Genomic DNA, 11,225 nt, shown 5'->3' with positions numbered 1-11,225 from the left:
CGTCACCGCGCTCGCCCTCCGCGCCCCCCCCCCCCCCCCCCGCCCCTCCCCCCCCCCCCCCCCCCCCCCCCCCCCTCCCCCCCCCCCCCACGCTCGTCTCACACGGCCAGCAGGTCGTCCACCGATCCCCGTCCGGCCAGTTCCGCCGTGGCCACCGGACCGTCCTTGGCCGCCGCGTACCGGCCGGTGGTCAGCGCCCACTCGTAGTTGCCGTTGATCCAGTGCTGGATGGCCTCCACGCCCATCGTCACCCGGGCCCGCTCGTCCGCGTCCAGAGCCAACTCGTCGCACATCAGCGGCACGCGGTCCTCGAGGGCGACGTACTCGTCGAGGCAGGCGGTCGTCATGCGGTACGCCTCGCCGGCGGCCTCCTGCCAGGAGCAGCCGCGTTCCCGGTGCAGGACGGCGATGAGGTTGTGGCCGTCCCCGCGGCGCCGCTCGCGTTCGAAGGAGTGGATGTCGTTCATGAACCCGATGGTGTCCGCGGCCAGGTCCCGCATCCGCTCCATCAGCGGGTGCGCCATCGCCGCGGCCGGCACCTCGAAGCCGCGGCTGCGTTCGCCCGCGTCGATGCTGTGGTGGATGCCGACCGTACGGCGGCGGAAGACGGTGTAGTCGTCGAGTCCGAGCGTCCCGGCCCGGCCGTGGGCCGCCAGGTCGACCTCCTCGCAGTGTGCCACCAGGAAGCGGCCCCAGGAGGCGGCGAACCGCGACTTCCACGTCAGGGACATGCCATCCGAGAGATGGCCCCAGACTTCCGACCAGGCCAGGGTGATGGGGCATGCCACCCGAGGCGGGGTGCCCGCCGGACGCAGCGGTGTGGCGATGAGCTCCCGCGCCACCTCCGCTATGCGCTCCGCGCGGTCCGGCCGGCCGGCGTCGAACTGGTCGTCGAAGAGGAAGGCGAGCGAGAACCAGTTCATCAGGACGACCATGTCGTCCGCCGACGCGTGGGGATACGTGCGGGCCGCGGCCTGAGCGAGGTCCCACGACTCGTACTCCTCGAATCCGGCCCGGCTGCGCACCAGCCCCTGCTCGCGCACCCAGCGCAGATGACGGTCCCGGGCCTGGGTGAGGTGCGGGCTGACGGGAGTGTCGAAGGGGAGGTCGAACCGGACGTCCTGAGGCATGTGCATCCTTTCGGGAGACGGCACGCAGAGTCCCCCCGGCCCTGCTCGGCGGGCGGCCACCGGGCCACCCGCACCATCGAACTGAGCTTCCCGATCCGAAAGTTGAACCGAGAAGCGATACGAGGCTGCCCCGACCGTAAATGATCTACACGGCGACCGGTTCGTGATCTTGGTAACTGCTCGTGCCTCATGTGCCGCGTACACTTCCTCGCCCACTGCGGACGTCGGTGCCGTCCACGCCGGGCCGCCGCCCGTCGGCACGCATCCGAGCAGCTCGGCGACCGCCCGCCACCTAGTCGCCGGCATCCCGCGCGGCTCCTGTCCGGCGGCGTGGGAGCCGTGGCCCGACGCTTCGGCGGCACGGACCCAGGCGCGGCCCGCCGCGTCGGGCGATCACTCTGGCACCATCGGGACCACCGAACGACCATGACGACGTATCACCATCAGGAGGCCGTCCGCCGATGACCCCGTCACCAGCCCGCAGCGCCGGACAGCGCAAACACGACACCCTGCACCGCCTGGAGCACGACGAGGACGCCTGGGTGGCCACGGCCGACGGAACGACCGGCGTGCCGTACCTGGTACCGCTGTCCTTCCTCTGGAACGGCTCCTACCTGCTGTTCTCCACCCCCGAGACCAGCCCCACCGGCCGGAACCTGGCAGCGAGCGGCCGGGCGCGCGTCGGCATCGGACCGACCCGCGACGTGGTGATGGTCGAGGGCACCGTGGAGACGGTGAAACCCGTCGAACTGCCCGAGCAGGACGCCGAGTCGTTCGCCGTCAAGACCGGCTTCGACCCGCGCTCCCTCGCCACGCCCTACCTGTTCTTCCGCGTCCGTCCGCAGCGGATCCAGGCGTGGCGCGAGGCCAACGAGCTCAAAGGGCGCGAGCTGATGCGCGACGGCCGGTGGCTGCCGGCCGAGTGAATCGTCCGGGCCGGGATATCCGCAAGGTACAGGGCGCGGGGCACGATCGCCCCGCGCCCGGAATCCTTCGGAGGAGACATGGCACTGGTCAACGCGGGCGTCGTGGTGCTCGACTGCGCCGAGCCCGAGAAGCTCGCCGAGTTCTACAAGGAACTGCTGGGGGCGGAGGAGAACGAGGCGACCGCCAACCGGATCGAGATCAAGTCGGCAGACGGCTTCCGTATGGCGTTCCGACGGGACGTCAACGCCACCCCGCCGAGCTGGCCCCGCCCCGAGAACTCCCTCCAGGCCCACCTGGACTTCTGGGTGGACGATCTGGACACGGCCGAACGCGGTGTCGTCGAACTCGGTGGGCGCCCGGTGGAGGCGAAGGACGCACTCGGGGTGCACGAGGAGCGCGGCTTCTCCGACCCGGCGGGCCACTCCTTCACCCTGCGCCGCACCGCGCAGACGGCACCCAAGCAGGGTTAGCGCCTGTCGCTGGGTGCCGTCCGGGGCGGGGGAGGGGCGTGGCCCCCGGTCCGGTCAGTCGCGGCCGCCCTTCTCGCCGGCCGGCCACACACCGGTCGAGCGCTCGATGGCCTTGGCGCCCGTGCGGTCCACGGCGCTGCGCACGGCCGCGAAGATGGCGCCCTGGATCGCGGCGGCGAGCAGGATCTCCCCCCAGCCGCGGTCCGGGTCCAGCGCGTCGGGCGCGTCGTCCTCGTGCCGGATCACCTTCCACGTCTTCTGGAACGCCAGTCCCGCCAGCGTGCCGCCCACCCAGCCCAGCGCGAAGCCGACGGGCTTGTAGGCGAGGGGGAGCTTCTGCTTCTTCTTCTTGGCCACGTGAATCTCCTTGTGTTCGGTGAGTGGACGGGCGGCGGGGCCGGGTCAGGGCCTGCCCCGCACGGGAACCGTCTCGTGGTCGGGGACCGGCCCCGGCGGAGTGCCGTCGCCGAACGGCCGGCCGCCCAGTTCCTGCCGGTGATGGGGCGTGAGCCATCCGGACAGGTCCGGGCCCATGGGCACGATGGCGGTCGGGTTGATGCCGGTGTGCACCTGGTAGTAGTGGCGTTTGATGTGGTCGAAGTCCACGGTGTCGCCGAAGCCGGGCGTCTGGAACAGGTCGCGGACGTACCCCCACAGCACCGGGTTCTCCGTCAGCTTCCAGCGGTTGCACTTGAAGTGGCCGTGGTAGACGGCGTCGAAGCGGACCAGCGTCGTGAACAGCCGGATGTCCGCCTCGGTGATCGTGTCGCCGACCAGGTACCGCTGCCGCTCCAGCCGGGGCGTCAGCTGCTCCAGACGCCGGAACACACCCGCGCACGCGGCCTCGTACTCCTCCTGGCCGGTCGCGAAGCCCGCCCGGTACACACCGTTGTTGACGTCCTCGTAGACGCCTGCCATCACCTCGTCGATCTCGTCGCGCAGGGCGACCGGATACAGGTCGGGCGCGCCCGGCCGGTGCAGGGACGTCCACTCGGTCGCGAGGTCCAGGGTGATCTGCTGGTAGTCGTTGGTGACCAGCTTCCCGCTGGGTACGTCCACGACCGCGGGCACGCTCACCCCGCCCGGGTAGCCGGTCTCGCGCCGGTCGTACGCCTCACTGAGATGGCGGATACCGAGGACCGGGTCGCGGCCGTCCGGGTCCAGCGTGAAACGCCAGCTGCGGTCGTCCTGGATGGGATCGGCGACCGCCAGGGACAGGGCGTCCTCCAGACCGAGCAGTCGCCGTGAGACCAGTGCGCGGCTGGCCCACGGACAGGCGCGGCTGACCACCAGCCGGTACCGGCCGGGCGCCACGGGCCAGCCGTCCCGGCCGTCCGCGGTGATCCGGTCCGCGAAGTGGCTCCTGGACCGCTTGAACGCCTTCCTGCCGTAGCCGCTGTTGCCGGGCGTCCCGCCGTCACCGCTCATGGGCCTGCCTCCCAGTCGTTCGTGTGCCCTGGTGGACGCGTTCCCCGTTTTCGGCCGTCGGCACTGGCGGGCCACCCGCAAGGGGGTGTGAGCCGCGCCGGCCGGGGGCATTCGGCCCCTCGTGAGTGGGACAACCCAGGAAGAGAAGCCGGACCGGAAGACCGACCGAGAGACCGACCGAGGCACCGACCGAGAGACCGACCGAGGCACCGACCGAGGTACCGACCGAGACGACGATCGCGAGGCCGACGGGAAGGCCGACCGCAGGACCCGCGTCACCGTGCTGGTGGCCCTGGCGGCCAACCTGGTCATCGCCGTCGCCAAGGCGGTGGGCGGCTTCCTCGCGGGGTCGCCGGCGCTGCTGTCGGAGGCGGCGCACTCGGTGGCCGACAGCATGAACGAGGTCTTCCTCCTCGCCGCGCTGCGCCGCAGCCGCCGCCCCGCCGACCGGCGGCACCCCTTCGGATACGGCAAGGAACGATTCTTCTGGTCGCTCCTGGCGGCCGTCGGCATCTTCGTCATGGGGGGCTGCTTCTCCTTCTTCCAGGGCGTCGAGGCCCTGCGCACGGGCGCTCAGGAGGAGCTCGACGGCTATGTGGCCGGACTGATCGTGCTCGGGATCGCCCTGCTCGCCGAGGGCGGCTCCCTGCTGCGCGCCCTGTACCAGGTGCGGGGCCAGGGCGGTGTCGCCACCGGGCTGCGCGACCCGGCCCTGCGCACGGTCGTCGCCGAGGACGGCACCGCGGTCCTCGGCGTGACGCTCGCCATGGCCGGCATGATCCTGCACATGGTGACCGGGCAGGTGGTGTGGGAGGCCTGCGCCTCGTTCGCGATCGGCGCGCTGCTCGGGGTCGTGGCCTACCGGCTGGGCCGCGAGGCCCGCGACCAGCTGATCGGCGAGGCCGCCGATACGGAGGCCAGCGGCCGGATCCGGTCGCTGCTGCGGGCGCAGCCGGAGATCGACAGCGTCGAGGCCCTGTTCACGATGAAGACGGGCCTCGACTCCACTCTGGTGGCCGCCCGTATCGACCTGGTGCCGGGCCTGGACAGCGAGCGGGTGGAGGAGGTCTCCGTACGCATCAAGAGGTCGATCGCGCACACCGTTCCCGAGGCGCGGCAGATCTTTCTCGACGTCACCGACCGGCCCGCGCGGGAGGCAGACGAAAGCCCCGCCGCGACGGGGGAACGCGGCGGGGCCTGAACGACGTGTTCCCGGCGGGCGCCGGTCCATGCACGCGGATCCGGGAAACTTTCGCCCGCCCGGCGGACCGGCCGTCCGGCCGAATCCGGTGGCCCGGATCAGCGCCCGTCGGCCGCTTCCAGGACGAAGACCGGGATCTCCCGGTCCGTCTTCCTCTGGTAGTCGGCGTACGGCGGATACGCCGCGACGGCGCGCTCCCACCACTCGGCCTTCTCCGCGCCGGTGACCTCACGGGCCGTCATGTCCCGCTTCTCCGGGCCGTCCTGGAGTTCCACATGGGGATCGGCCTTGACGTTGTGGTACCAGACCGGGTGCTTGGGCGCCCCGCCCAGGGAGGCGACCACGGCGTATCGGCCCTCGTGCTCGACGCGCATCAGCGGCGTCTTGCGCAGCTTGCCGCTCTGCGCGCCCCGTGTGGTCAGCACGATCACGGGCATCCCCGTGTCCATCAGGGTCGTGCCCTTCGTGCCGCCCGAGCTCTCGTAGAGCTCGACCTGTTCACGCACCCACTGCGTCGGGCTGGGTTCGTACTCGCCCTCAAGAGGCATGGCATCCGTCCCATCGTCGCGTCGTACGGCTGGCTCGCACCGCGGTTCAACACCGGCCGGTGCAGGATCCATCCCTACCCCATCCGAACCGCCTCCCTGCGACGACCGCGCCATCGCCCCGCTCGTCATCGCGCCGTCGGACGCCCTGCGGCCCGGGCGTGACCGTCCGCCCGACGACCAGCCCGAACCGATACCGGGCCATGACCGCTGCCATCGGCACGAGCACCCGCGCCGTGGTGCGGGAGGCGCCGCGCGTGATCGGGAAGGGCGGTCCGGACCGGGGCGCCGAGCGGTACGCCGACTCCGGCGACCGGCGGCTGGGCCGGCCCGACGACGAGCACGGCCGGGCCGCCACTCCCCGGACCCGGCGCCGGCGCTCCGGGACCGGTGCCGCCCACTGCCGGGACCGACCGCGCACCACGTTCCCGGCCGCGCGGACACCCGGATCGAGCGGGTCCCGGTGGACGGCGAGGTCACCGTGGAGCTCGGCGAGATCCGGCAGACCGCCGCGGCCACCGGACGGCCCCATCGCGCCATGTCCGCTCCGCACCCGACCGCGCGGGACGGTCTCGTCGTCCGGCACCACGTGTACGAGGACAGCCGCGCCGTGTCCGGGCGTTCAGCACGCGGGCGGCCGGCGGCCCGTCGCGGCGGCGATCCCCGGCCAGTCTGCTGCCACCACCGATCTGGCCGAACTTGACGTCGCCACATAGATGCCCAGGGCATCTAATGAAGATCGGCACGACGCACTCTCGTCTGCGAGGTCTTCCATGACGGACACGGACACAACGCCAGGCACAGACCCGACGGAACCCGTCGCCTTCCCGCAGGACCGGACCTGTCCCTACCACCCTCCCGCCGCCTACGACCCGCTGCGCGCCGCCCGGCCACTGGCCCGCATCACCCTCTTCGACGGCCGTCCGGCCTGGCTGGTGACCGGTCACGCCGCCGCCCGCAGACTGCTGGCCGACCAGCGGCTGTCCACCGACCGCACCCGCGACGGCTTCCCCGCGACCTCGGCGCGCTTCGCCGCCGTACGCGACCGCAGGACCGCCCTGCTCGGGGTCGACGACCCCGAGCACCGTACCCAGCGCAGGATGGTGCTCCCCGAGTTCACACTCAAACGCGCCGCCGCCCTGCGCCCCCGCATCCAGCGGATCGTCGACGAACGCCTCGACGCGATGACCGCGCAGGGCCCGCCCGCCGATCTGGTGACGGCCTTCGCGCTGCCCGTGCCGTCGATGGTGATCTGCGCGCTGCTGGGCGTCCCCTACGCCGACCACGACTTCTTCGAGGAGCAGTCCCGCCGGCTGCTGCGCGGTCCCCGCCCCGCCGACACCCAGGACGCCCGTGACCGACTGGAGGCGTATCTGGGCGATTTGATCGACCGCAAGCAGGAGACACCCGGCGAGGGCCTGCTGGACGACCTGGTCCGGCAGCAGCTGGGCGAGGGCGCGGTCGACCGCGGGCAACTGATCGCGCTGGCGGTCATCCTGCTCGTCGCGGGCCACGAGACCACCGCCAACATGATCTCGCTGGGCACCTACACCCTCCTGGGCAGTCCCCGGCGGCTGGCCGAACTGCGCGAGGACCCCTCGCTGCTGCCCGGCGCGGTCGAGGAGCTGATGCGCGTCCTGTCGATCGCGGACGGGCTGCTGCGGGTGGCCACCGAGGACATCGAGGTGGACGGGCGGACCATCCGGGCCGGCGACGGGGTCGTTTTCTCGACCTCCGTCATCAACCGCGACGAGACCGTCTACCCCGACCCGGACGCCCTCGACTGGCACCGTCCGGCCCGCCACCACGTCGCCTTCGGCTTCGGCATCCACCAGTGCCTCGGCCAGAACCTCGCCCGCGCCGAACTGGAGATCGCCCTGCACACCCTCTTCGAGAGGCTGCCCTCGTTGCGCCTGGCCGCACCGGCTCAGGAGATCCCCTTCAAACCCGGCGACACGATCCAGGGGATGCTGGAACTCCCCGTGGCCTGGTAGGAGGCTCCCGGCATGCGCATCGGTATCGACAAGGACACCTGCATCGGCGCGGGCCAGTGCGCCCTGACCGCACCGGACGTGTTCACGCAGGACGACGACGGCTACAGCACCGTCCGGCCCGGCCGGGAGGACGGTGGTGGCAGTGCCCTGGTGCGAGAGGCGGCCCGGGCGTGTCCCGTCGGCGCCATCACCGTCTCGCAGACGGTGGGCTGAGACCGGCGGCGTCCGCCGCCGGGGAATCCGCCCCGGCGGCACCCGGCAGTACCCGCTCCGCGTCACGCGCCGCCCGGGCCGGGCCGGTTCGCTTCCGTGCCGCCCGTGCCGCCCGTGCCGCCCGTTCCGCCCGTGCCGCCCGCCGGCACCATGGCACCTCCGGCCGGTCAGGAGGCAGGTGCCCGCCCACCGGCGAGGCGGGCGGCCCGGGTTCGCCGTACGCGCCGGCCAACCCCGCACCCCTTGACGCGAGAACGAGCGTTCTCCTATGGTGGCGTCCAGTGCGGAGAGCGACCGTTCTCCACTTCTCAGCACGGAGGTTCAGCCATGCCGGACGCCCGCCCGCCCCTGCCGCCGTTCACCCGCGAAACCGCCGCCCGGAAGGTGCGGGCCGCCGAGGACGCGTGGAACACCCGCGACCCGCACAAGGTCGCGCTCGCCTACTCCGAGGACTCGGTCTGGCGCAATCGCGACACCTTCCTCACCGGCCGTGCCGCCATCGTCGAGTTCCTGACCGCCAAGTGGGCGCGTGAGCAGGAGTACGCGCTGCGCAAGGACCTCTGGGCCTTCGACGGCAACCGCATCGCCGTCCGCTTCCAGTACGAGTCCCGTGACGCCGACGGCCAGTGGTGGCGCTCCTATGGCAACGAACTCTGGGAGTTCGACGAGCACGGCCTGATGACCCGGCGGGAGGCGAGCATCAACGACGTGACCATCGAGGAGACGGACCGCCGCATCCACGGTCCACGGCCGGTTCAGTAGGGTGCCGGAGTGAGCGAACAGGCCCGGAACGCCGAGCAGTCCGAGAACCCGGAGAACCCGGAGAACCCGGAGAACCCGGGGAGGGCGGAGGGACCGGAGAAGCCCTTTCTCTACGTCGTCGTCTGCGCTGCGGGTGTGGCCGCCGACGTCAGCAAGCTGATCACCGCCGCGCGGGAACGCGACTGGGAGGTCGGTGTCTTCGCGACTCCGGTCGCGATGGGAGGCTTCTTCGACACCGCCGCCGTCGAGGCGCAGACCGGCCGCCCCATCCGCTCGGCCTGGCGACGCCCCGGAGAGCCGCGGCCCTTCCCGGCACCGGACGCCGTCGTGGTCGCGCCCGCCACCTTCAACACGGTCAACAAGTGGGCCGCCGGCCTGGCCGACACCCTCGCCCTGGCCACCCTGTGCGAGGCCTGCGGCCTCGGTGTCCCCGTCGCCGTCCTGCCGTGTGTGGCCGACGCGCTGGCGTCCCATCCCGCGTATCGGGAGAGCCTCACCCGGCTGCGCGGGATGGGCGTGCGCTTCGGCGACCCGTACGCCGGGGAGACCGGAGAGGACGCCGGTCGCCCGGAGTTCGCCTGGGAGCGGGCGCTGGACCTGCTCGAACGGCGCTGACCCGCCCGTCTTCGAGCCCGCACGAACACATACGCTCGCTCCTGGTACCGATGATCCCGAAGACAGGAGCAGCAACGATGCAGTACGTGAAGCTCGGTTCGACGGGCCTGGACGTGTCGCGGATCTGCCTGGGCTGCATGACCTACGGTGACCCCGGCCGGGGCGCACACGAGTGGACCCTCGACGAGGCGGCCTCGCGTCCGCTGATCCGGCAGGCGCTGGAGGCCGGTGTCACCTTCTTCGACACGGCCAACGTCTACTCCGACGGCACCAGCGAGGAGATCGTCGGCAGGGCGCTGCGCGACTTCGCCCGCCGGGACGACATCGTGCTCGCGACCAAGGTGAACGGCCGGATGCGGCCCGGACCGAACGGCGCCGGACTGTCCCGCAAGGCGATCATGACGGAGATCGAGCACAGCCTGCGGCGCCTGGGCACCGACTACGTCGACCTCTACCAGATCCACCGCTTCGACCCGCACACGCCGGTCGAGGAGACGATGGAGGCGCTGCACGACCTGGTGAAGGCGGGCAAGGTCCGCTACATCGGGGCCAGTTCGATGTACGCCTGGCAGTTCTCCAAGGCCCAGTACACGGCGGAGCGCCACGGCTGGACGAAGTTCGTGTCCATGCAGAACCACTACAACCTCGTCTACCGCGAGGAGGAGCGCGAGATGCTGCCCCTCTGCGCGGACCAGGGCGTCGGCGTGCTGCCCTGGAGTCCGCTCGCCCGCGGCCGGCTCACCCGGGACTGGGACACCGCCACCGAGCGCAGCGCCACCGACGACTTCGGCAGCACGCTCTACCAGGACGGTGACCGTGCCGTGGTCGAAGCCGTCACGCGCATCGCCGCCGGCCGTGGCGTGCCGCGCGCCCAGGTGGCCCTCGCCTGGCTGCTGCACCAGGACACGGTGACCGCGCCGATCATCGGCGCGTCGAAGCCGGGACACCTGGAGGACGCCGTGGCGGCGGTCGAACTGACGCTCGGCGAGAAGGAGATCGAGGAGCTGGAGCGGCCCTACGCACCCCATCCGATCGCCGGGCACTGATCCCCGACGCGCCGCGCCGCGCCGTGACGCGTCACGGGCCGGTTCCCGGCTCCAGGGCGGTGACGGACACCGACGACTCGTTGCCGCCCACCGGCACCTCACCGGCGGTCCACTTCACCTTGAGCGGGTCGTGTTCGTCCGGCGGGGCGACGAGCAGCGCCGCCGGGGTGGCGGTGCGGGCACCGCTGATCTGCGGGCTGGAGAACGACAGCCCGGCCCACGCGCTCTCCCCGGCCGCCAGTGTCACGGTCTGCGGCGAGGAGGGCGCGCGCTCGGGGTCCGCGCCCAGTTGCCCGCCGGACGCGTCGACGAAGGCGGCGCCCGGATAGCCGTACAGGGTGCAGGTGCGGTCGGCGGTGTTGGTCAGCACGATCGGGAAGTTCCGCTGTCCGGCCCCCGGATCGACGCGGCCGACGGCGGCGCGCAGTTCGGAGGTGTGGCAGCGGCCGTCGGTGCGGGCGGAGGCGGAGGCGGATCCGGCGGTGTCGCCGGGCGCGGTGGTGACCTCCGGCGCGGTGTCCGGGCGGGTGGCGGTGCCGGTGTCCGCAACGGTCGTGCGCGGGGCCTTGGTCGGTTGTGGGGCGCTCGACGTACCGTTCTCGCTGCCGCAGGCGCTCAGCAGACCGAGAAGCGCGACCGCGCTCGCGAGCATGGCCGTGCGGTGTACGGGCTGGGACGTGTTCGCCATCGCTTCTCCACACTCCCGTCAGGTTCCTCGCGCACGGTCCGCGGCCTGAGGCGGGACCGTACGCCCTGTGTCACGAGTGTCCGCCGCACGGGCCGGGAAACGACGGGCGCACTACGGAACGAGGAGCACCCCGGTACGAGGAGCACCCCGGAACGAGGAGCACTCCGGTACGAGGTACGTTCCTCCGGATCGCTTCCCCCGGGTCA

General features: G+C 72.1%; 13 protein-coding genes. 8 read left to right on the top strand and 5 right to left on the bottom strand.

The window, feature by feature from the left end; genetic code table 11:
• Nucleotides 1–98: 98 nt before the first annotated feature.
• Nucleotides 99–1,130 carry a 7-epi-alpha-eudesmol synthase gene (locus ACZ4V1_RS30675; protein WP_468342575.1) on the bottom strand — a complete coding sequence of 344 codons (1,032 nt, stop codon included), beginning with the start codon at nt 1,128–1,130 and terminating at the stop codon, nt 99–101.
• Nucleotides 1,131–1,591: 461 nt separating this feature from the next.
• Here ACZ4V1_RS30675 and ACZ4V1_RS30670 point away from each other — a divergent pair, with 461 nt between their 5' ends.
• Together ACZ4V1_RS30670 and ACZ4V1_RS30665 are read left to right on the top strand one after the other, a co-directional pair.
• Nucleotides 1,592–2,056: a pyridoxamine 5'-phosphate oxidase family protein gene (locus ACZ4V1_RS30670; protein WP_468342572.1), complete on the top strand. Its 465-nt coding sequence runs from the start codon at nt 1,592–1,594 to the stop codon at nt 2,054–2,056.
• Between the two features lie 78 nt (nt 2,057–2,134).
• Nucleotides 2,135–2,527 carry a VOC family protein gene (locus ACZ4V1_RS30665; protein WP_468342569.1) on the top strand — a complete coding sequence of 131 codons (393 nt, stop codon included), beginning with the start codon at nt 2,135–2,137 and terminating at the stop codon, nt 2,525–2,527.
• A 54-nt stretch (nt 2,528–2,581) separates the two neighbouring features.
• On the opposite strand, the gene ACZ4V1_RS30660 is transcribed toward ACZ4V1_RS30665, so the two are convergent.
• A complete protein-coding gene (locus tag ACZ4V1_RS30660) occupies nt 2,582–2,884 on the bottom strand; it encodes a DUF4235 domain-containing protein (protein WP_468342566.1) in 303 nt (100 codons plus the stop codon).
• 45 nt (nt 2,885–2,929) lie between these two features.
• Nucleotides 2,930–3,955: a glutathione S-transferase family protein gene (locus tag ACZ4V1_RS30655; RefSeq protein WP_468342563.1), complete on the bottom strand. Its 1,026-nt coding sequence runs from the start codon at nt 3,953–3,955 to the stop codon at nt 2,930–2,932.
• 280 nt (nt 3,956–4,235) lie between these two features.
• Between ACZ4V1_RS30655 and ACZ4V1_RS30650 the strand changes: the two genes are divergently transcribed.
• Complete coding sequence (locus ACZ4V1_RS30650; RefSeq protein WP_468342672.1) at nt 4,236–5,156, top strand: cation diffusion facilitator family transporter; 921 nt, start codon at nt 4,236–4,238, stop codon at nt 5,154–5,156.
• Nucleotides 5,157–5,254: 98 nt separating this feature from the next.
• On the opposite strand, the gene ACZ4V1_RS30645 is transcribed toward ACZ4V1_RS30650, so the two are convergent.
• A complete protein-coding gene (locus ACZ4V1_RS30645; RefSeq protein ID WP_468342560.1) occupies nt 5,255–5,704 on the bottom strand; it encodes a nitroreductase family deazaflavin-dependent oxidoreductase in 450 nt (149 codons plus the stop codon).
• A 770-nt stretch (nt 5,705–6,474) separates the two neighbouring features.
• Between ACZ4V1_RS30645 and ACZ4V1_RS30640 the strand changes: the two genes are divergently transcribed.
• The 5 genes from ACZ4V1_RS30640 (at nt 6,475) to ACZ4V1_RS30620 (ending at nt 10,331) form a co-directional block, all read left to right on the top strand.
• Nucleotides 6,475–7,695: a cytochrome P450 gene (locus tag ACZ4V1_RS30640; protein WP_468342557.1), complete on the top strand. Its 1,221-nt coding sequence runs from the start codon at nt 6,475–6,477 to the stop codon at nt 7,693–7,695.
• Nucleotides 7,696–7,707: 12 nt separating this feature from the next.
• Nucleotides 7,708–7,908, top strand: coding sequence for a ferredoxin (locus ACZ4V1_RS30635; RefSeq protein WP_468342554.1), 201 nt, complete (start codon nt 7,708–7,710; stop codon nt 7,906–7,908).
• Nucleotides 7,909–8,235: 327 nt separating this feature from the next.
• On the top strand, nt 8,236–8,670 hold the full coding sequence (locus ACZ4V1_RS30630; protein WP_468342551.1) for a nuclear transport factor 2 family protein: 435 nt from the start codon (nt 8,236–8,238) through the stop codon (nt 8,668–8,670).
• A gap of 9 nt (nt 8,671–8,679) precedes the next feature.
• The gene (locus tag ACZ4V1_RS30625) at nt 8,680–9,285 is read left to right on the top strand and encodes a flavoprotein (protein ID WP_468342548.1); all 606 of its coding nucleotides are present in this window, start codon (nt 8,680–8,682) and stop codon (nt 9,283–9,285) included.
• 77 nt (nt 9,286–9,362) lie between these two features.
• Nucleotides 9,363–10,331 carry an aldo/keto reductase gene (locus ACZ4V1_RS30620; protein ID WP_468342545.1) on the top strand — a complete coding sequence of 323 codons (969 nt, stop codon included), beginning with the start codon at nt 9,363–9,365 and terminating at the stop codon, nt 10,329–10,331.
• 31 nt (nt 10,332–10,362) lie between these two features.
• Here ACZ4V1_RS30620 and ACZ4V1_RS30615 read toward each other — a convergent pair whose 3' ends face one another.
• Nucleotides 10,363–11,019, bottom strand: a complete 657-nt coding sequence (locus ACZ4V1_RS30615; RefSeq protein WP_468342542.1) for a DUF4232 domain-containing protein — start codon at nt 11,017–11,019, stop codon at nt 10,363–10,365.
• Between the last annotated feature and the right edge of the window lie 206 nt (nt 11,020–11,225).

Source organism: Streptomyces sp. NPDC028991 (assembly GCF_055564775.1).
The sequence above is the reverse complement of the archived record's forward strand: the minus strand, read 5'-3'. Positions and strand labels throughout refer to the sequence as shown.

What these genes read in the sequence shown, in the direction of transcription:
- ACZ4V1_RS30620 (WP_468342545.1), top strand. Translation starts at nt 9,363, where the DNA reads ATGCAGTACGTGAAGCTCGGTTCGACGGGCCTGGACGTGTCGCGGATC.
- ACZ4V1_RS30630 (WP_468342551.1), top strand. Translation starts at nt 8,236, where the DNA reads ATGCCGGACGCCCGCCCGCCCCTGCCGCCGTTCACCCGCGAAACCGCC.
- ACZ4V1_RS30675 (WP_468342575.1), bottom strand. Translation starts at nt 1,130, where the DNA reads ATGCCTCAGGACGTCCGGTTCGACCTCCCCTTCGACACTCCCGTCAGC.
- ACZ4V1_RS30665 (WP_468342569.1), top strand. Translation starts at nt 2,135, where the DNA reads ATGGCACTGGTCAACGCGGGCGTCGTGGTGCTCGACTGCGCCGAGCCC.
- ACZ4V1_RS30615 (WP_468342542.1), bottom strand. Translation starts at nt 11,019, where the DNA reads ATGGCGAACACGTCCCAGCCCGTACACCGCACGGCCATGCTCGCGAGC.
- ACZ4V1_RS30655 (WP_468342563.1), bottom strand. Translation starts at nt 3,955, where the DNA reads ATGAGCGGTGACGGCGGGACGCCCGGCAACAGCGGCTACGGCAGGAAG.
- ACZ4V1_RS30640 (WP_468342557.1), top strand. Translation starts at nt 6,475, where the DNA reads ATGACGGACACGGACACAACGCCAGGCACAGACCCGACGGAACCCGTC.
- ACZ4V1_RS30670 (WP_468342572.1), top strand. Translation starts at nt 1,592, where the DNA reads ATGACCCCGTCACCAGCCCGCAGCGCCGGACAGCGCAAACACGACACC.
- ACZ4V1_RS30645 (WP_468342560.1), bottom strand. Translation starts at nt 5,704, where the DNA reads ATGCCTCTTGAGGGCGAGTACGAACCCAGCCCGACGCAGTGGGTGCGT.
- ACZ4V1_RS30635 (WP_468342554.1), top strand. Translation starts at nt 7,708, where the DNA reads ATGCGCATCGGTATCGACAAGGACACCTGCATCGGCGCGGGCCAGTGC.